At 63.7% G+C, this 18592-nt stretch carries 14 protein-coding genes; 6 read left to right on the forward strand and 8 right to left on the reverse strand.

Annotated elements, in window-relative coordinates; all coding sequences use genetic code 11:
- Nucleotides 1-6: 6 nt before the first annotated feature.
- Nucleotides 7-1134, reverse strand: coding sequence for an efflux RND transporter periplasmic adaptor subunit (locus QUG01_RS00970; protein ID WP_500828482.1), 1128 nt, complete (start codon nt 1132-1134; stop codon nt 7-9).
- 287 nt (nt 1135-1421) lie between these two features.
- On the opposite strand from QUG01_RS00970, the gene QUG01_RS00975 reads away from it, so the two are divergent.
- Nucleotides 1422-2324, forward strand: a complete 903-nt coding sequence (locus QUG01_RS00975; RefSeq protein WP_500828483.1) for a LysR family transcriptional regulator — start codon at nt 1422-1424, stop codon at nt 2322-2324.
- A gap of 7 nt (nt 2325-2331) precedes the next feature.
- Here QUG01_RS00975 and gloA2 read toward each other — a convergent pair whose 3' ends face one another.
- The gene (gene gloA2 / locus QUG01_RS00980) at nt 2332-2721 is read right to left on the reverse strand and encodes an SMU1112c/YaeR family gloxylase I-like metalloprotein (protein ID WP_500828484.1); all 390 of its coding nucleotides are present in this window, start codon (nt 2719-2721) and stop codon (nt 2332-2334) included.
- A 190-nt stretch (nt 2722-2911) separates the two neighbouring features.
- Between gloA2 and QUG01_RS00985 the strand changes: the two genes are divergently transcribed.
- Both QUG01_RS00985 and QUG01_RS00990 read left to right on the forward strand, forming a co-directional pair.
- The gene (locus QUG01_RS00985) at nt 2912-3643 is read left to right on the forward strand and encodes a glutathione peroxidase (RefSeq protein ID WP_500828485.1); all 732 of its coding nucleotides are present in this window, start codon (nt 2912-2914) and stop codon (nt 3641-3643) included.
- Between the two features lie 152 nt (nt 3644-3795).
- Nucleotides 3796-5184: a dihydrolipoyl dehydrogenase gene (locus QUG01_RS00990; protein ID WP_500828486.1), complete on the forward strand. Its 1389-nt coding sequence runs from the start codon at nt 3796-3798 to the stop codon at nt 5182-5184.
- A gap of 57 nt (nt 5185-5241) precedes the next feature.
- On the opposite strand, the gene QUG01_RS00995 is transcribed toward QUG01_RS00990, so the two are convergent.
- From QUG01_RS00995 to QUG01_RS01010, 4 genes are all read right to left on the reverse strand, one after another.
- Nucleotides 5242-6555: an MFS transporter gene (locus tag QUG01_RS00995; protein ID WP_500828487.1), complete on the reverse strand. Its 1314-nt coding sequence runs from the start codon at nt 6553-6555 to the stop codon at nt 5242-5244.
- Nucleotides 6556-6624: 69 nt separating this feature from the next.
- The gene (locus QUG01_RS01000) at nt 6625-7926 is read right to left on the reverse strand and encodes a NupC/NupG family nucleoside CNT transporter (RefSeq protein ID WP_500828488.1); all 1302 of its coding nucleotides are present in this window, start codon (nt 7924-7926) and stop codon (nt 6625-6627) included.
- A gap of 133 nt (nt 7927-8059) precedes the next feature.
- Complete coding sequence (ccoS, locus tag QUG01_RS01005) at nt 8060-8227, reverse strand: cbb3-type cytochrome oxidase assembly protein CcoS (protein WP_500828489.1); 168 nt, start codon at nt 8225-8227, stop codon at nt 8060-8062.
- Nucleotides 8227-10656 carry a heavy metal translocating P-type ATPase gene (locus QUG01_RS01010; RefSeq protein ID WP_500828490.1) on the reverse strand — a complete coding sequence of 810 codons (2430 nt, stop codon included), beginning with the start codon at nt 10654-10656 and terminating at the stop codon, nt 8227-8229. The genes ccoS and QUG01_RS01010 overlap by 1 nt, the downstream gene beginning before the upstream one ends.
- A gap of 135 nt (nt 10657-10791) precedes the next feature.
- Here QUG01_RS01010 and QUG01_RS01015 point away from each other — a divergent pair, with 135 nt between their 5' ends.
- Nucleotides 10792-11787 (forward strand): NAD(P)H-quinone oxidoreductase, encoded by a 996-nt coding sequence (locus QUG01_RS01015; protein WP_500828491.1) that lies wholly within the window; start codon nt 10792-10794, stop codon nt 11785-11787.
- A gap of 11 nt (nt 11788-11798) precedes the next feature.
- On the opposite strand, the gene QUG01_RS01020 is transcribed toward QUG01_RS01015, so the two are convergent.
- Entirely contained in the window at nt 11799-13115 is a 1317-nt protein-coding gene (locus QUG01_RS01020) for an enoyl ACP reductase FabMG family protein (protein ID WP_500828492.1), read from the reverse strand.
- A gap of 159 nt (nt 13116-13274) precedes the next feature.
- Nucleotides 13275-14147 carry a hypothetical protein gene (locus QUG01_RS01025; RefSeq protein WP_500828493.1) on the reverse strand — a complete coding sequence of 291 codons (873 nt, stop codon included), beginning with the start codon at nt 14145-14147 and terminating at the stop codon, nt 13275-13277.
- A gap of 222 nt (nt 14148-14369) precedes the next feature.
- On the opposite strand from QUG01_RS01025, the gene typA reads away from it, so the two are divergent.
- Nucleotides 14370-16187: a translational GTPase TypA gene (gene typA / locus QUG01_RS01030; RefSeq protein ID WP_106076415.1), complete on the forward strand. Its 1818-nt coding sequence runs from the start codon at nt 14370-14372 to the stop codon at nt 16185-16187.
- A gap of 266 nt (nt 16188-16453) precedes the next feature.
- The gene (gene nrdD, locus QUG01_RS01035) at nt 16454-18592 is read left to right on the forward strand and encodes an anaerobic ribonucleoside-triphosphate reductase (protein ID WP_500828494.1); all 2139 of its coding nucleotides are present in this window, start codon (nt 16454-16456) and stop codon (nt 18590-18592) included.

Raw genomic sequence — 18592 nt, forward strand, 5'->3', positions numbered from 1 at the left:
CGCCTCCTATTGGCCGGCCTGGGCGATCGGCTTGACCACGCTGCCGGGCGTGGCCTTCATCAAGCCATCCACGATCAGGCGTTCGCCGGCGGCCAGCCCGGATTCGATCACCACCTGGCCGCCGCTCTGCATGCCCAGCTCCACCGGATGCGCGGCTACCTTGTTGTTCTCGTCAACGGTCAGCACCATGTTTTCGGCTTGCGACTGGATGATGGCGGACTCCGGCGCGGTGATCACGTTCTGGCGGGTGCCCAGATCCAGCAGCACGCGCACAAACTGGCCAGGCAGCAATTTTCCGTCCGGATTGGCGAAGATGGCGCGGCTGCGGATGGTGCCGGTGCGCGGGTCCACGCGGTTGTCGTGGAAGTTGAGTTCGCCGGTCAATGGATATTCGCTGCCGTCGGCCAGCAGGATGCGGACCCGCGGCGCGTTTGTGGGCGCCACGATGTCGCCATGGCTGACTCCGTGTTCGTAGTCGAGACGGTCCTGCTCCGAGATCGAGAAGTTCACATACATCGGATCGAGTTGCGAAATGGTGGTCAGCGGCTCGGCGGCGTCGACGCGGATCAGGCTGCCTTCCGATTGCACTTGTTTGCTGGTCATGCCGGAAATGGGCGCGGCGACATGGGTGTAGTCAAAGTTGAGCTGCGCTTCCTTGACCTTGGCGTCGGCGGATTGCTTGGCGGCGCGCGCCTTGTTGTAGGCGGATACGGCGTTGTCGTAGTCCATCTTGGAAACGGCGTTTTCCTTGAACAGCGGAATGATCCGGTCGCGGTCGGCGGTGGCCTTGTCCAGCGCGGCTTGTTGTTGCGCCTGCGCGCCTTTCGCCTGTTCCAGCACGGCTTGGTAGGGCGCGGGGTCGATCTGGAACAGCACTTGTCCCTGTTTTACCGGCTGGCCTTCTGTATACGTGCGCTTGAGCAGGATGCCGCCGACGCGGGCGCGCACTTCCACATCGCGGAACCCGGCGGTCTCGCCCACCAGCTCCAGACGCAGCGGGACGTTGCGCGGGCGTACCGTTTGCACGGTGACGGTAGGAATCTCCGGTTCGGATTTGGGTTGCGAGGGCGCGCAGGCGCTCATGAGCGGCAATAACAAACCAAGCCATAAGGGGCGTAGCAGTGGGTGGTGCATGTGATGGAACTCCTGTGCGGGCGAATGCCGCAGATGCGTTGCAGGTGAGGGGAGGCGGTCAGACGGGTGTGTGGGGGCGCATGAGTGAATCAGGTCGGCGTTTAATTGCTTGGCGCAATGTGCAGCATATAATTGTTAAAAAAATTGAAGTATTAATTTGTATTAATGTTTAATATGTTTTTAATAAAATCGATTTTTCCTATGTTTTGAGTGATTTTGAATTTTATTTTCTATTTCAGGTCCGAAAAAGCGGAAATGATAGAAGCTGAAATTCAAGGAATTTGAATATGAAGATTTCGCTCGAGGCATTGGCGGCGCTGGATGCGGTGGCGCGGCACGGCAGTTTCGCCGCGGCGGCGGAGGCTTTGCACAAGGTGCCGTCTGCGTTGACCTACACCATGCAGAAGTTGGAACAACAGCTGGGAATCGCCATTTTCGATCGCAGCGGCTACCGCGCGCGCTTGACCCCGGAGGGGGAAGTGCTGCTGCGCGACGGACGCCGGCTGCTGGATGCCGCCGATCGCCTGGAACGGCGGCTGGCGCTGCGCGTCGAGGGCTGGGAGGATGAGCTGCGCATCGCGCTGAGCGGGGTGACGCCGATCGATACCCTGGTGCCGCTGATTCAAGAATTCGATGCCTTGGGCACCGGCACCCGGCTAAGTTTTGCCCGCGAGATTTTCAACGGCACCTGGGACGCGCTGCTTGATGAACGGGCCGACTTGGTGATAGGCGCGCCGATGCAGGTGGTGCCGGATGGTTGCAGCTGCCGCGAGATCGGCCAGATGGACATGTTGCTGCTGATGCGGCCAGATCACCCGCTGGCGGCCGAGCCAGAGCCAATAGGGCGCGAAAAGTTGCGCCGCCATCGTCTGATCGCCATCGGGGATACCGCGCGCAATATGCGCGGTCGCGCGGCCGGCGTGGAAGAGGGGCAGGAACTGCTGCTGGTCTACAGCAATTCGGCCAAGCTCAGTCTGACGCTTGCCGGTTTGGGCGTGTGCTACCTGCCCAGGGAGTGTGTGCGCGAGCACCTGGCCGGGGGCGAGCTGGTTTCGCGGCGGGTGGAATCCGCCCGCCCGATGCCGGCGGCTTGTTTTGCCTGGCGGCACGGGAGCGGCGGCAAGGCTTTGCGCTGGTTTGTCGAGCGGCTTGAGCCATGGGCGGCCGCCCATGGCCGCGGCGCCGGGTGAGCGGCGCTTAGGCGCTTTGGTAAAACTCGATCGGCAAGCCGTCTGGATCGGAGCAGAAGAAAAAATGCGCGCCGGTATATTCGTCCACCCTGATCGCTTCGCAGGCGACGCCGTTCGCCTGCAGATAGCTGCGCGCGGCCGCGGCATCGGCGCACGCCAAGGCCAGGTGGCGCAGGCCGCAGGCTTCAGGCCGGGTGGGGCGGGATGGCGGCGACGGAAAGCTGAACAATTCGATTTGGGCGCCTCCCGGCAAGGCGAGGTCCAATTTCCATGACTGCCTCTCTTCCCGCCAGTTCTCGGCCACGATCGGCAAGCCCAGAATGCGGTGGTAGAAGTTTCGCGAGCGCTGATAGTCGGAGGCGATGATGGCGATGTGGTGCAGGCCGTGGATATGCATATCGATTTGGAACGGTGTGTGTGATGCCGATGCTGCGGCGCCGTTGGCCAGTGGCGGCCGGTCGCGCGCGTAGCTCATTAGGAAAAACAATCAGAATTCTTGCGACAATCAATTAGACGAATTTGATCATGGCTATCAGAATGAACCCATTGATAGTTAACAACCGCATCACCCCGCTAAGGAGATAGCCATGCTGCAAAATCGTGAAGGCCAACGCGTACCGAACGTGACTTTCCGCATCCGCGAAAACAACGAATGGAAGAATGTTACCACCGCAGAACTGTTCGATGGCAAGACCGTCGCCGTGTTCTCGCTGCCCGGCGCGTTCACCCCCACCTGCTCGTCCACCCACCTGCCGCGTTTCAACGAACTGGCGCCGGCTTTCTTCGCCAACGGCGTGGACGCCATCCTCTGCGTATCGGTCAACGACACCTTTGTGATGAACGAATGGGCCAAGGATCAGGAAGCCAGCAATCTGGTGATGATTCCGGATGGCAACGGCGATTTCACCGAAGGCATGGGCATGCTGGTGGACAAGGCCGACCTGGGCTTCGGCAAGCGCAGCTGGCGCTATTCCATGCTGGTGAAGAACGGCGTGGTGGACAAGATGTTCATCGAGCCGCAAGAACCGGGCGATCCGTTCAAGGTGTCCGATGCCGACACCCTGCTGAACTACATCAATCCGACGGCCAAGAAGCCGGATCAAGTGGTGGTGTTCACCAAGGTCGGTTGCCCGCACTGCGCCCGCGCCAAGGCCGTGCTGGCTGAAAACGGCTACGACTTCGTCGAAGTGCCGCTGGACAACAAGATTCGCGGCAAGGTGCTGGGCGGCGTGTCCGGTGCAATGACTGCCCCGCAAGTGTTCATCAACGGCCGGCTGATCGGCTCCGCCGACGAAGTGGAAAAGCGCTTCGCCAAGTAAGGTTGAACTGACGTTCGTTGCCGGCGGCTTCGGGCCCTGACGCCGCCGGTCGCCTTGGGCCGGTACTCCTGCCGGCCGTTTTTTCGCCGGGATGCGGGACGGCATGCGCGGCGTGTCGTGCCGCATCCCCGCCAGATAAGAGGATACAGACCATGAAAACCATCCATATCGACGTTGCCGTCATCGGCGCCGGCACCGCCGGCCTGGCCGCCTACCGCGCCGCCAAGGCGGAGGGCGCCTCTGCGCTGATCATCGAAGGCGGCCCCTACGGCACCACTTGCGCCCGCGTCGGCTGCATGCCGTCCAAGCTGTTGATAGCCGCGGCGGAGGCAGCCCATCACGCCTGCCACACGGACAGGTTCGGCGTGCATGTCGATGGCGAGGTCCGCATCGATGGCCGCGAGGTGATGGCCCGGGTGCGCAGCGAGCGCGACCGCTTTGTCGGCTTCGTCGTGCGCGGCGTGGATGGCATTCCGGCCGAAGACAAGTTGCGCGGCTACGCTCGCTTCGTCGACAACACCACGCTGCAGGTGGACGACCACGCCATCGTCCAGGCCAAGCGCGTGGTGATCGCCACCGGCTCGTCGCCGGCCATTCCGGCGCCGTTCCAGGCTTTTGGCGATAGGCTGATCGTCAACGACGACGTGTTCGACTGGGAGACGCTGCCGCAGAGCGTGGCGGTGTTCGGCCCCGGCGTGATCGGCCTGGAACTAGGCCAGGCCTTGTCCCGGCTGGGCGTGCGGGTGCGCGTGTTCGGCGTGGGCGGCGGCGTCGGCCCGCTGTCCGATCCCGCGGTGCGCGATTACGCCCGGCAGGCCTTGCAGGATCAGTTCTACCTCGATCCGAGCGCCCAGGTGCTGGAAATGGCCAATGACGGCGATTCCGCGCGCATCCGTTACGTGAACCTGGACGGAGAAGAGGTCGAGGAGCGTTTCGACTATGTGCTGGCGGCAACCGGCCGCACGCCGAATGTGCGGGGGCTGGGGCTGGAGAACACCAGCGTGCGGCTGGACGCGCGCGGCGGGCCGGTGTTCGATCCGGAAACGCTGTTGTGCGTCGGCGCCCCGGTGTTCATCGCCGGCGACGCCAACAATATCCTGCCGCTGCTGCACGAGGCGGCCGACGAGGGCAAGACCGCCGGTTTCAACGCGGCGCGTTATCCCGGCGTGACGCCGGGCCTGCGCCGCTCGCCCATCGCCGTGGTGTTCTCGGACCCGCAGATGATGATGGTGGGCCGCCGCTTCGCCGATCTGCCGGAAGGCAGCTTCGTGGTCGGCGAAGTCAGCTTCGAGGACCAGGGCCGCAGCCGGGTGATGGGCCTCAACAAGGGCCTGCTGCATGTGTATGCGGACCAGGCGACCGGCCGCTTCCTCGGGGCGGAGATGATAGGCCCGCGCGCAGAGAATCTCGCCCATCTGCTGGCCTGGAGCCATCAGCAGCAGCTGACTGTCGCCCAGATGCTGGACATGCCGTTCTACCATCCGGTGATAGAAGAAGGGCTGCGCACCGCCTTGCGCGACGCGTTGGCCAAGCTGGCTTGATGGGGACGTTCGCCTTGGCGCGGATGCAGAAACGGGGGCTTTGGCCCCCGTTGTCATTTATGAGCGGCCCAGCAGTGGCCGGATCCAGCTGAAGCGCTGGCGCCAGATCACCGGCGCGCGCCAGGCCAGGTGGGCGGTGGCCAGCACATTGAGCAAGGCAGCCGCCAAGAGCAGCATGGAGATGCTGCCATACCATTTCAGCATCAGCACGCTGCCGATGGCCGCCGCCACCATGTAGAAGCCGTTGATGATGTTGTTGGCCGCCACCGCCTGCGAGCGGAATGCGTCCGGGCTGCCGGTTTGCAGCCAGGTGTACAGCGGCACGGCGAAGAAGCCGCCGAAAAAGCCCAGCAGCGCGACATCGACGATGCTGCGCCAGCTGCCGGCGCGCGACAGGTATTCCGTCAGCGTGGCCAGCTGGCCTTGATGGTGCGGCATGGCGCCCAGGGCCAGATCGCCGCCGAACACCGTCATGCCGGCGCTGCCCAGCAGCACGATGCCCAGTTGCAGCTTGCCGTGCGAAACCTTGGCGCAGGCCATGGAGCCGATGCCGATGCCGATGGAGAACAAGGCCAGCAGCAGGGTGTAGACATCGGCGTCGCCGCCCAGATGCAGCCGGGTGAAGGTGGGCAGCTGGGTGGTGTAGATGGCGCCCATCAGCCAGAACCAGGAAATGCCGAGGATGGCGCAGCGCACATCGTGGATTTTCCAGGCTTGCCCTACCAGTTGCACCGAATCGCCGATGAAGTTCCAAGACAGTTTCAGGTGCGGCGCGCCGGCCGGCACCGAGGGCATCCTGGCGCTGCTGAAAAAGCCGAGCACGGCGGTGGCCAGCAGGGCGGCGATGATCATCAGCACGCTATTGTGCGTCAGCACGCTGCCCAGCAGCTGGCCCAGCAGAATGGCGAGGAAGGTGCCCATCTCGATCAGGCCGGTGCCGCCCACCAGTTCGTGCTCTCGCAGATACTGCGGAAGCACCGAATACTTCAGCGGACCGAAGAAGGCGGAGTGGGTGCCCATCAGGAACAGCGCGCTCAGCAGGATGGCGGCCGATTGCAACAGGAAGCCTGCACCGGCCAGCAGCATGATGGCGATTTCCGCCAGCTTGATCAGCCGGGCGATGCGCGCTTTGTCGAAGCGTTCGGACAATTTGCCCGCGCTGGCCGAGAACAGAAAGAACGGCAGAATGAAAATGCCGGCGGCCAGGTTGACCAGTTGCTCCGGCGGCAGCCCGGCTGTCGTCAGGCCGTGAAAGCTGATCAGCACCACAATGGCGGTTTTCAGCATATTGTCGTTGAAGGCGCCCAAAAACTGGGTGCCGAACAGCGGCAGGAAACGCCGGGTGGCGAAGAAGGAGAATTCGGATTTCATGGAGCCGTTCATGCAAAAGGCGGGAACCGCATGCTAACGGATTCCCGCCTGCTTGTCAGTGACGCCGGCTTACGCCAGCGACAGCCACAGGCCTGCCGTGGACGCGGTCATGAAGCCGGTCAGTATCGAAGCCAGCAGGGCGCGCATGCCGATGTCGGCCAGCTCCTGCTGCCGCGACGGCGCCAGCGCGCCGATGCCGGCCACGCAGATGCCCACGGAGGAGAAGTTGGAGAAGCTGGCCAGCGCGAAGGTGGAGATCATCACCGTGCCGGGCGACAGCGAGCCGGCCGCCTTCATCTTGGCCAGGTCCAGATAGGCGATGAACTCGTTCAGCACGATCTTCTGGCCCAGCAGGCTGCCGACGCCCAAGGTCTCGTGCCAGCCTATGCCCATCAGGAAGGCGCAGACGCGGAAAGCCTGGCCGGCCAGATATTGCAGCGTCAGGCCGTCGAACATGCCGCCGGTGGCGGCGCGGATGGCGCCGTTGACGCCCAGCAGCTCGCCCAGGCCGTCCTTCACCGCGTAATTGGCCAGCGCGATCAGCGACACGATGGCCAGCAGAATGGTGGCCACGGCGGCGGCCATCTTCATGCCGTCGAGCGCGCCGGACACCACGGCGCTGACGAAGTTGCCGCCGGTCTTTTCCTGCTCGGCCGTGAGCTTGTTGCTGGAAATCTCAGCCGGGCGGGTTTCCGGGAACATGATCTTGCAGAAGGTGGCGGCGCCGGCCGCGTTCATGCAGGATGCGGTCAGCAGATAAGTGGCGAAGCGAGCCTGCTCGGCCGGGTCGGCGCCGCCGAGAAAGGCGACGTAAGCGGCCATCACGCCGCCGGACAGCGTGGACATGCCGGCAATCATCACACAGGCCAGCTCGGAGCGGGTCATGTGCTGGATGTAGGGGCGGGCCAGCAGCGGCGCCTCGGTCTGGCCCAGGAAGATGTTGGCCGCCGTCACCACGCTCTCCGGGCCGGACAGCCGCAGGCTGCGTTTCATCAGCCAAGCCAGGCCGTTGACCACTTTCTGCAGGATGCCGAAGTGGTACAGCAAGGCGCTGAAGGCGGAGAAAAAGATGATGACCGGCAGCACGGTGAAGGCGAACAGGAAGCCGAGCTTGCCGCCGGGGTGCGACAGATCGCCGAAAATGAAGCGCGCGCCGTCGCCGGAGAAGCTCAATACTTTGGCGAAGCCGCTGCCGAAAGCGGCAAAGGCGGCGTTGACCGCGGGCAGGTAGTTGATCGCCAGGAACAGGCCGCTGGGAATGGCCAGGCCGATCAGCACGGTGCGCCAGTTGATGGCGCGGCGGTTGGTGGAGAAAGCGAAGGCTGTGCCGACAAGGAGCAGCATGCCGGCCAGGGCTTGTATGGTATTCACGGAGACGCCTTTAAAACTAGCAGGATAATGATTTGCTAATGCTTAAAGACGCGGCATTCTACAGCAATCGACCGCCGGCCATAAAGGGCGGCGGTCGATTGCCGCGCATTTTACCCGGATGGGTAGCGCAGCGTCATTCCAGTTTGTCGTCGCTATGCGGCGTATCGTCGTCCATCAGGATGCGGTGGGCCGGGCCTTCCATGTCGTCGAACTGGCCGGCGCGGGTGGCCCACCAGAAAACCGCGCCGATGACGAAGGCCAGCACCAGGCTGAGCGGGATGAGCAGATAAAGGCTTTCCATCAAGGTTTCCGTTGGGTAAGGCGCAAGGCGTTGCCGACCACCAGCAGCGAGCTGAGCGCCATGCCCAGGCTGGCCAGCCACGGTGTGACATGGCCGGCGATGGCCAAGGGCAGCGCCACCACATTATACCCCGCCGCCCACAGCAGGTTTTGCCGAATCACTGTCAGCGCCCGCCGGCCCATGGCGATGGCCTGGTCTATCAGCAGCAGCTGGTCGGCAATCAACACCATGTCGCCGCTGGCGCGGGCGACATCGGTGCCGCCGCCCATGGCGATGGAGACATCGGCGCGCGCCAGCACTGGTGCGTCGTTGATGCCGTCGCCCACCATCAGCACGCGCCGGCCTTGGGCTTGCAATTGGGAAACGAAGGCCAGCTTGCCCTCCGGCGCGGCGCGGGCGCGCCAATCTGCGATGCCCAGTTCTGCGGCCAAGCTCGCGACGGCGGTTTCGCCATCGCCGCTGAGCAGATGCACGGTCAGCCCGCGCGCGCGCAGCTTGCGCGCCAGCGCGGCGGCATCGTCGCGGCAGTTGTCGCCGATGGCGAAGCAGGCCTGCACGCCATCGCGATTGGCCAGCAGCACTTGGCTGCAGTCAGGATGCCAGTTTGTCTGTTCCATGACTGGCTGGTTCAGCCAGACGGCGATGAACGGCGCCGATCCCAATCGCCATTCCTCGCCGTCAATCATCCCGGCTACGCCGTGGCCCGGATGATTGGCCGCGGATTGCAGCGTGGGCAGCGCGAGGCCATCCGCCGCGGCGACGATGGCTTGCGCCAGCGGGTGTTCGGATGCCTGTTCCAGCGCCGCGGCCAGCGCCAAGGCCTGTGCGCGCAGCAATGGGCCTTGCGCATCGCGCAGCCGCATCTGGCCGTGGGTCAGCGTGCCGGTCTTGTCGAACACCACGTCGGTGATTTTCGCCATCGCCTCCAAGGCATGGCCGCGCGTGGTGAGCACGCCTTGCGCGGCGAGGTTGCCGCTGGCGGCGGTGAGCGCGGCCGGGGTGGCCAGCGACAGCGCGCAGGGGCAGGAAATCACCAGCACCGCCACCATGATCCACAGCGCGCGGTCCGGATCTATGAAATGCCAGCCGATGTAGCTGCCGGCGGCGGCCAGCAGCAGCAGCGCGACGAACCAGCTGGCGAAACGGTCGGCCAGCACCGCCAGCCTGGGTTTTTCCGACAGCGCCTGGTCCAGCAAGCGCACGATGCCGGCCAGCCGGGTGGCGGGGCCAACCTGCTCCACCCGCATCAGCAGCGGGCTGGCGGTGTTGACGCTGCCGGCGATCAGCGCATCGCCGGGCTGCTTGGGGATGGGCCGGCTTTCGCCGGTCAGCAGCGATTCGTTGCAGGCGCTCTTGCCGTCCAGCACGGCGCCGTCGGCCGGGATGGTTTCGCCGGGTTTGATCAGGATGACGTCGCCGGGGCGCAGGCTGGCGACGGTGGCCTCATGGCTGTCGCGGCTGTCTGGCCAATTCGCCAAGCGGTGGGCGAAGGCCGGCACCAGCCTGACCAGGCTTTCGCTGGCGGCGCCGGCCTTGCGCCGGGCGATGCCCTCCAGATAGCGGCCGCCCAGCAGCAGAAACACGAACATCGACACCGAGTCGAAGTAGATGCCATGCTCCACCTTGTGGATCAGCGCCCAGAAGCTGGCGAAAAACGCCGTGAGAATGCCGATGGTGACGGGCGTATCCATGCCCACGCGGCCGCGTTTCAGGTCGCGCCAGGTATTGCGGTAAAACGGCAGGGCCGAATACAGCAGCACCGGCAACGTCAGGATGAAGCTGGCCCAGTGCAGCAACCACAGAAAGTCCGGCGCGATGTCGCCGTCCGGCGCCAGGTAGACCGGCACCGCGTACATCATCACCTGCATCATCGACAGCCCGGCCACCCACAGCCGGGTCAGCGCTTGTTTGCGTTCTTTTTGCTGCAGTTTCTCCTGGCGCTCGGCGTCGTAGGGATGGGCGCGATAGCCTATGTCCGCCACCGCCTGCAAAATGGCGGACAGCTGGATGCGGCTGTTGTCCCAGCGTACGCGGGCGCGCTGGGTGCTGTAATTGATGTCTACCGACAGCACGCCGGGCAACTGGCGCAGATGCTGTTCGTTCAGCCAGATGCAGGCGGCACAGGTGATGCCTTCCAGCATCAGCGCCGCTTCGCGCTCCTCGCCGTCGCCGCGGTGGACGAAGCTTTGCTGCAGCTCTTCGGCGTCGTATAGCTTGATCTGCTCCAGCACGGCGGATGGCAGCGCCTCGGCGCGGGCCGCGCCCTCGGTCCGGTGTTGGTAGTAGTCGGCCAGACCGGACTGGATGATGGTGTTGGCCACCGCCTGGCAGCCAGCGCAACAGGCCGCCTCCTCTTGCTGGCGGTAGCGGATGGGGAAATGCACGCCGGTGGGGACGGGCAGGCCGCAATGGAAACAGTTCTCGCTCATGACGAGGGATTGTAATCAATGCTGGCCCGGATTGCTTGATCCAGCTCATAGGCTGTCCAGTCGCGGCGCTTGCATTGTCCGACATTGGCCGCATCTGTCCGTCATTGAGCGCAAGCCGACGAAAGGATGGGAATCATGATGCAGGCAGTGGTGCAGCACACGCCCGGCGGCGTGGAAACGATGGATATAGGCGAGTGGCCGCGCCCGCAATTGGCGGCGGGCAAGTTGCTGGTGAGGGTGATGGCGGCCGGAGTCAACCGCGCCGACCTGGTGCAGCGCGAAGGCCGCTATCCGCCGCCGCCTGGCGCCAGCCCGCTGATGGGCCTGGAGGTGGCCGGCTGGGTGGAGGAGGCGGCGCACGGTTCGGCGTTCCAGCCTGGCGACGCGGTATTCGGCCTGGTGGAGGGCGGCGGCTACGCCGAGTACGTGTTGATGGAGGAGGCTTTGGCCATCGCCAAGCCGGATGAGCTGTCCTGGGTCGAGGCCGCCAGCCTGCCGGAAGCCTGGATGACAGCCTGGTTCAACTTGGTGGAAAAAGCCCAGTTGCAGGCCGGCGAACGGGTATTGGTCCATGCCGGCGCCAGCGGCGTGGGCGCGGCGGCGATCCAACTGGCGAACATGCTGGGCGCTGCGGCGTTCGCCAGCGCGGGCAGCGAGCAAAAGCTGGCGTTCTGCCGCGAGATGGGCGCGCGGCAAGTCTTCAATTATCGCGAGACGGCGGCGTTTGGCGATCTGGTCAACAGCTGGGGCGGGGCGGATGTGGTATTGGACCCGGTGGGCGCCAGCTATCTGGCGGAGAACTTGCAGGCGCTGAATCCGGATGGCCGTCTAGTCAACATCGGCCTGATGGGCGGTTTGAAGGCTGAGCTGGATTTCGGCCGGCTGCTGATGAAGCGGCTCAGCCTGATAGGCTCCACGCTGCGGCCACAGCCCTTGACGGTGAAGGCCAGGCTGGCGGCGGCGCTGCGCGAGCGCATCCTGCCGGCGATTCTGGATGGACGGCTGCGCGCCGTGGTGGACAGCAGCTATCCCTGGACCCAGGTGGCGGATGCGCATCAGTATGTGGCGGAAAACCGCAACCTGGGCAAGGTGGTGCTGACGATGTTTCCCACCCAGGCCGGGGAGGCCTGAGCGGGTATGGCTTAACCGTTGGCCTGGTTCAGCTGGCGGGCGATGATGTCGTGATTCAGCCACAGCACCGGGGCCCCCGGCTGCGCGGCTTCGCCGAACATCAGCGCGCCGCTGGCTTCGATCACCAGGCTGCTGAGGTGGTCGGTGATCAGCGCCTTGGCGTCGCGGTGCATGGCGACGATGGATTCGGAAGCGCCTATCATCACGTCCGCCAGTTCCGGGCTGTTCGGCATGGGCCAGGCCGCGAAATCGCGGAAGCCGCGCATCACTTCGCCATCATTCAGCGCGTCGAGCTTGCCCAGCACATCCTCCAGCGCGTAGCCGTCCTGCAGCAAGGTGGCGCAGGCCTGCCATTGCGCGTCCGCCCAAGCGCCGGCTTGTTCGCGCTTCAAGGCGCGCAGCAGCGCCAGCAGCGGCAGCTCCACGCCGACGAAGATGTCCGATGAATTGGTGCGGATTTCCGGGCAATTGAACACCGTGGCTTTGACGCCGTTTTGCCAGGCGGCGCGGGCGATGTTTTCCAGCCGCATCTTGGCGTAGCCCTGAGTGTAGTTGGTGTAGGTCTGCCACTGGTATTCGCCGTTGATCAGAATCTCGGTGCCATGATAGCCGTAGGCGGTATAGCGCACTTGGCCGCCGGAGGATTCCAGGCGCTGGCGCAGCTTGGCGCTGCCGTCTATCAGGTGCTGGAAGGTATTGGCGGTGACTTCGTCGAAGTTCTGCAGAATCAGCTTGCCCAGGTCGCTGCCCAGCAAGGCCTCGGTCGACAGGAAGCGCTCGCCGCGGCCTTTGTATACGCGGTTGGCGATGGCCAGGAACACCTTGGCCTTGGGAATGCCGCCGGCCATGGTGTGGGCGAAGAATACATTGCGGCCATCGGCGATCATGCCGTCCAGCTGCGCCATGGCTTGCGCCACGCCGGCCTGGAAGCGGGCGACGCCGATCTGGCGGCATTTTTCGATATGTTCCCAGTCCAGCTTGTCGTCTTGCCAGGTCTTCAGGCTGAGAGCGGCCAGCAGCTGGGTGGGCGTGGCTTCGCCTGCCGGCGCATCCTGGTCGAAACCGGCCATCAGCGGCACGTTGATGATCTTGCCGCCCAGATTGGCTTCCGCTTCCGCCAACTCTTCTTCGTTCAGCGGACGCAGCTGGTTGTTCTCGTCGCGACGGCCCACGGTCATGCCGATGATTTCCATGCCGGCCTTGCGCGCCTCGTTGATCAGGCCGTTGGCGTAGCCGCGGCCGAACAGTTCGCCAAACAGGACGAATACGTCGCCGGCACGGAATAGGGTGTGTCGCGGGAGGTCGCGCAGGGCAGTGGCTTCTGTCATGTAATCGATCTTTCCAGAGGAATGGCGGCTTGCCGCGCCAAGATGGCTGGCAGGCTGCGAATTTTTAGTGTGATTGCTCGAAAATGGCGTGCATGATACCCGAAACCGCTTGCCATGCGCGCCATTTTGACGGGGGCGGCGGATTGAGCCGCTGGCCCGTCACGATTGCAGCGGCGACAGCGCTTCGATCAGCGCCACTTCCTGGGCGTAGCTCAGATTCTTCAGCTTGCCGAGCAGCGCCTCGCTGTCGATCTGGAACTGTTGATCCAGCTCGTCGTCGATGATGCGGGCTTCCACCGCCAGCCACACGCCGCGGCAGGAGGCTGCGCTGTCGAAGTGGATGCCGGCGATGACGCCGGCGATCAGGCGCAGTTCGTCGTCGCTGAACAGGCGCGACAGCAGCGCTTGCTCGCGGCGGACGATTTCGGCGTAGCGGTCGCAGATCTGCTGCACGCGGTCGGCGTCGCCGTAATGAGCCGGCTCCTCGTGGGCGGGCGCCGCGCCGCCATGATGGAACCAGGCTTCGATCAGCGGACGCAACTGCGGCAAGTCCTCATGCCAGACGCGCGACAGGGCTTCGCGAAATTCCGCGTTGTCGGTGAAGGACAGCTCGTCGAAGGGCATGGCCGGCAGCACGTTTTCATCCAGCGTGCGCTTGCCCACCCAGATGCGGCCCTCGTCGTCCAGCCGGGCTTCTCCGCGCCAGACCGCCTGTTCTTCGGTGGCCAGATTGTCGACGTGGATTTCCACATACGGCAGCGGCACGTTCTGCCCCTCGTCCTCGGTGACGAAGCGCAGGGTGATGTCGAACAGGCCGTGCTTCAATACTTCCAATAGCTGCAGGCCGCCGGCGTGGCCGGCCAGGATGTAGCGATCATCGTTTTCATAAACGGCCACTTCTTCGGGATGGGCGGCCGGATGGATCAGCTTGGCGCGCAGCGCGTCGGCCAGTTCGTTGGCGTCGTTATGGTGGATGTCGAAGCCGGTGCGGTAGGCTTCGCGCTCATGCCACAGAGCGTTCCAGTCGTACATGTCAGGAGTCCTTGGTGTTGCCGGATGGCCGGCAGTGTAGCGCCAAAAGCCGGTGGCGACGAGTCGGCCGAACTCTCGGCCTCAAGTTTTTGCCGCCGCCGTTTATTAATGGCGAAACTATAAAACTATCATTTGTTTTTACCGAAATTTTCTTGGCGCTGGGCTAGCATGCTATAATCTTTCGATTTTTCTGTTTTCAGAATTCCAGCCGAAACGCTAAACATGACCCGACAAATCCGCAACATCGCCATCATCGCCCACGTGGACCATGGCAAGACCACCCTGGTTGACCAATTGCTGAAGCAAAGCGGCACCTTCCGCGAAAACCAGCATGTCGACGAACGCGTAATGGACAGCAACGATCTTGAAAAAGAGCGCGGCATTACCATTCTCGCCAAGAATACCGCCATCAACTACGAAGGCGTGCACATCAACATCGTCGACACCCCGGGACACGCCGACTTCGGCGGCGAGGTGGAGCGGGTGCTGGGCATGGTGGACGGCGTGGTGCTGCTGGTTGACGCCGTGGAAGGCCCGATGCCGCAAACGCGCTTCGTGACCAAGAAGGCGCTGGCCCTGGGTCTGCGCCCCATCGTGGTGATCAACAAGATCGACCGTCCGGGCTCGCGTCCGGACTGGGTGGTTGACCAGACTTTCGACCTGTTCGACAAGCTGGGCGCCACCGACGAACAACTGGACTTCCCGATCATCTACGCATCGGGCCTGTCCGGCTTCGCCAAGCATGAGCTGGATCAGGAGTCCAGCGACATGCGTCCGCTGTTTGACACCGTGCTGTCCCACGTGCCGACCCCGGCCGGCAGCGCCGACGCGCCGCTGCAGCTGCAGATCTCCGCGCTGGACTACTCCACCTATACCGGCCGCCTGGGCCTGGGCCGCGTGTTGAACGGCCGCATCAAGCCGGGTCAGCAAGTGGTGGTGATGAACCACGAAGAACAGGTTGCCACCGGCCGCATCAACCAGGTGCTGGGCTTCAAGGGCCTGGAGCGCGTGGAAGTGCCGGAAGCGGAAGCCGGCGACATCGTGATCATCTCCGGCATCGAGGATATCGGCATCGGCGTGACCATCTGCGACAAGGACCAGCCGGTTGGCCTGCCGGTGCTGTCCGTGGACGAGCCGACCCTGACCATGGACTTCATGGTGAACACCTCGCCGCTGGCCGGCACCGAGGGCAAGTTCGTGACCTCGCGCCAGATCCGCGACCGTCTGAACAAAGAACTGCTGACCAACGTGGCGCTGCGCGTGGAAGATACCGGCGACGCCGACGTGTTCCGCGTGTCCGGCCGCGGCGAACTGCACCTGACCATTCTGCTGGAAAACATGCGCCGCGAAGGCTTCGAAATGGCTGTGGCCAAGCCGCGCGTGGTTTACAAGGAAATCAACGGCCAAAAGTGCGAGCCGTATGAAAACCTGACCATCGACCTGGAAGACGATCACCAGGGCGGCGTGATGGAAGAAATCGGCCGCCGTCGCGGCGAGCTGACCAATATGGAATCGGACGGCATGGGCCGCACCCGCCTGGAATACCATATCCCGGCGCGCGGTCTGATCGGCTTCCAGTCCGACTTCATGACCATGACCCGCGGCACCGGCCTGATGAGCCACGTGTTCGACGACTACGCGCCGGTGAAGCCGGATCTGCCGGGCCGTCACAACGGTGTGCTGATCTCGCAAGAGAACGGCGAAGCCGTCGCTTACGCGCTGTGGAAGCTGGAAGACCGCGGCCGCATGTTCGTCTCCCCGGGCGACAAGCTGTACGAAGGCATGATCATCGGCATTCACAGCCGCGACAACGACCTGGTGGTGAACCCGGTCAAGGGCAAGCAGCTGACCAACGTGCGCGCCTCCGGCACCGACGAAGCCGTGCGTCTGACCACCCCGATCAAGCTGACGCTGGAGTCGGCCGTGGAGTTCATCGACGACGACGAGCTGGTGGAAATCACGCCGAAATCCATCCGCATCCGCAAGCGCTACCTGCAAGAGCATGAGCGCCGCAAGATGGCCAAGATCGAAAGCAACTGATCCAGCTTGATGGATCGGCATGAAACAAACCCCGCGCCAGCGGGGTTTGTTTTGGGCGGCGCCTGGCGCCGACTTTGCGCCAAGCGGCGTATGTGGATGGCTGAAAATCACAATATATTGATCGACGGCAAATTCCATCCCCATATTTTGAATAAAAAGCCGGGCGGCGTCAGATGGATTTCGCCACAATAACGTCCGTTGCGGAGCTGCGCGCGATGGCGCGCGCCAACTCCGTTTTCCGACGATAGAACTGTGGAGGGGCGACGATGCTTCAGGTGCGCAAGCGCGATGGCGCGGTGGTGGAATTCGACATCGGCAAGATTGCCAATGCTTGCCGGCGAGCGGCGGCGGCGGCCGGCCATGCGGAGCCGGCCGGTCTGGCGCTGGAAATCGCTGCGCAAGTGGAGCGCGAGTGCCGCGAATTGGCGCGGGATGGCCGGCTGGACATCCCGGCCATCCAGAAGAGGGTTGAGGACGCGCTGATGCGGCGCTATCCGGAGGTGGCGCGGGTTTATATCGAGTACCGCCATGACCGCGACACCGTGCGCGCCCGCGGTTCCGAGCTGCATGCCAAACTGATGGGGCTGGTGCACAAGACCGACGAGGAGGCCACCACCGAGAACGCCAACAAGGACGCCAATGTGTTTCCGGTGATGCGCGATTTGATGGCGGGCATCGTGTCCAAGCAGTTCGCCGGCAATTTCCTGCCCAAGGACATCCTGGCCGCGCATAGCGCTGGCGATATCCATTTTCACGATCTGGACTATTCGCCGTTCCTGCCGTTCACCAATTGCTGCTTGGTGGATTTGCAGGGCATGCTGGAGCAGGGCTTCCGCCTGGGCAATGCCCAGATCGAGAGCCCCAAGTCGATAGGCGTGGCTTGCGCCGTCACGGCGCAGATCATTGCCCAGGTGGCCAGCCACCAGTACGGCGGCACCACCATCCCGAATATCGATCAGACGCTGGCGCCGTATGTGCTGAAGAGCTATCGCAAGAATCTGGATGTGGCCAAGCAATACGCTATCCCCGATCCCGATCGTTACGCCCGCGAGCGGACGGAGAAGGAGTGTTACGACGGCATTCAAGCTTGCGAGTATGAGATCAACACCCTGTTCAGCTCCAACGGCCAGCAGCCGTTCGTGACATTCTCCTTCGGCATGGGCACGGCTTGGGAGGAGCGCATCATTCAGCAGTCCATCCTGCGCGTGCGCATCAAGGGCCTGGGCAAGGAAGGCATCACGCCGGTATTCCCCAAGCTGGTGATGTTCATCGACGATGGGATCAATCTGAAGCCGTCCGATCCCAATTACGACATCAAGCAGCTGGCGCTGGAATGCACCTCCAAGCGCATGTATCCGGACATCATTTCCGCCGCCTTGATCCGCCAGACCACTGGCTCTTCGGTGCCGGTTTCGCCCATGGGTTGCCGCAGTTTCCTGTCGGTGTGGCGCGACGCGTCGGGCCGGGAGGTGCTGGATGGCCGCAACAATCTGGGCGTGGTCAGCTTGAATCTGCCGCGCATCGCCATCGAGGCGCGCGGCGATGCCGAGGCGTTTTGGCGCTTGCTGGAGCCGCGTCTGCAGCTGTGTTTCCGCGCGCTGATGCTGCGCATCGAGCGGCTGCGCGGGGTCAAGGCCAATGTGGCGCCGATTCTGTACACCGAAGGCGCCTTCGGCATGCGGCTGCAGCCGGACGAGGACATCATGCGCCTGTTCGAGGATGGGCGCGCCTCCATTTCCCTGGGTTACATCGGCCTGCATGAGGTAGGCGTGCTGCTGTTCGGCGCGCATCCGGCGGACAGCCGCGAGGCTCAGGCATTCCAGCGCCAGGTGGTGGCGCGGATGAAGGAAGCCGCCGCGCAATGGCGGCGCGAAACCGGTTTCGCCTTCTCCTTGTACTCCACGCCCAGCGAATCCTTGTGTCATCGCTTCTGCAGGCTGGATAAGGAGAGGTTTGGCAATATTCCCGATGTCACGGACAAGGGCTACTACACCAATTCCTTCCATCTGGACGTGTTCCGCAAGGTCAACCCGTTTGAGAAGATAGACTTCGAAACCGGCTTCGCCGAGCTGGCCAACGGCGGCCATATCACTTATGTCGAGCTGCCTAACATGCAGCACAATCTGAAGGCGCTGGAAGCGATCTGGGATTACGCCTTGCAGCGCGTGCCGTACTTCGGCAGCAATACCCCGGTGGACTCCTGCGGCCAGTGCGGTTTCATGGGAGAGGCCGTGGCCGACGCGGCGGGATTTTGCTGCCCGCAATGCGGCAACCGCGACAGCGCCTCGCTGTCGGTGACGCGCCGGGTGTGCGGTTATCTCGGCAGTCCCAATGCCCGGCCGTTCAATGCGGGCAAGCAGAAGGAAGTGATGCGGCGCGTCAAGCATTATGGCGGCGAGCATTGA

The sequence above is a fragment of the Chromobacterium sp. CCUG 76385 genome, from assembly GCF_059916625.1.

Coding starts and splice junctions, on each gene's coding strand:
- QUG01_RS01025 (WP_500828493.1), bottom strand. CDS start 14,147: ATGTACGACTGGAACGCTCTGTGGCATGAGCGCGAAGCCTACCGCACC.
- nrdD (WP_500828494.1), top strand. CDS start 16,454: ATGCTTCAGGTGCGCAAGCGCGATGGCGCGGTGGTGGAATTCGACATC.
- QUG01_RS00970 (WP_500828482.1), bottom strand. CDS start 1,134: ATGCACCACCCACTGCTACGCCCCTTATGGCTTGGTTTGTTATTGCCG.
- QUG01_RS01020 (WP_500828492.1), bottom strand. CDS start 13,115: ATGACAGAAGCCACTGCCCTGCGCGACCTCCCGCGACACACCCTATTC.
- QUG01_RS00995 (WP_500828487.1), bottom strand. CDS start 6,555: ATGAAATCCGAATTCTCCTTCTTCGCCACCCGGCGTTTCCTGCCGCTG.
- QUG01_RS01010 (WP_500828490.1), bottom strand. CDS start 10,656: ATGAGCGAGAACTGTTTCCATTGCGGCCTGCCCGTCCCCACCGGCGTG.
- typA (WP_106076415.1), top strand. CDS start 14,370: ATGACCCGACAAATCCGCAACATCGCCATCATCGCCCACGTGGACCAT.
- QUG01_RS00985 (WP_500828485.1), top strand. CDS start 2,912: ATGCTGCAAAATCGTGAAGGCCAACGCGTACCGAACGTGACTTTCCGC.
- ccoS (WP_500828489.1), bottom strand. CDS start 8,227: ATGGAAAGCCTTTATCTGCTCATCCCGCTCAGCCTGGTGCTGGCCTTC.
- QUG01_RS00990 (WP_500828486.1), top strand. CDS start 3,796: ATGAAAACCATCCATATCGACGTTGCCGTCATCGGCGCCGGCACCGCC.
- gloA2 (WP_500828484.1), bottom strand. CDS start 2,721: ATGCATATCCACGGCCTGCACCACATCGCCATCATCGCCTCCGACTAT.
- QUG01_RS01015 (WP_500828491.1), top strand. CDS start 10,792: ATGATGCAGGCAGTGGTGCAGCACACGCCCGGCGGCGTGGAAACGATG.
- QUG01_RS00975 (WP_500828483.1), top strand. CDS start 1,422: ATGAAGATTTCGCTCGAGGCATTGGCGGCGCTGGATGCGGTGGCGCGG.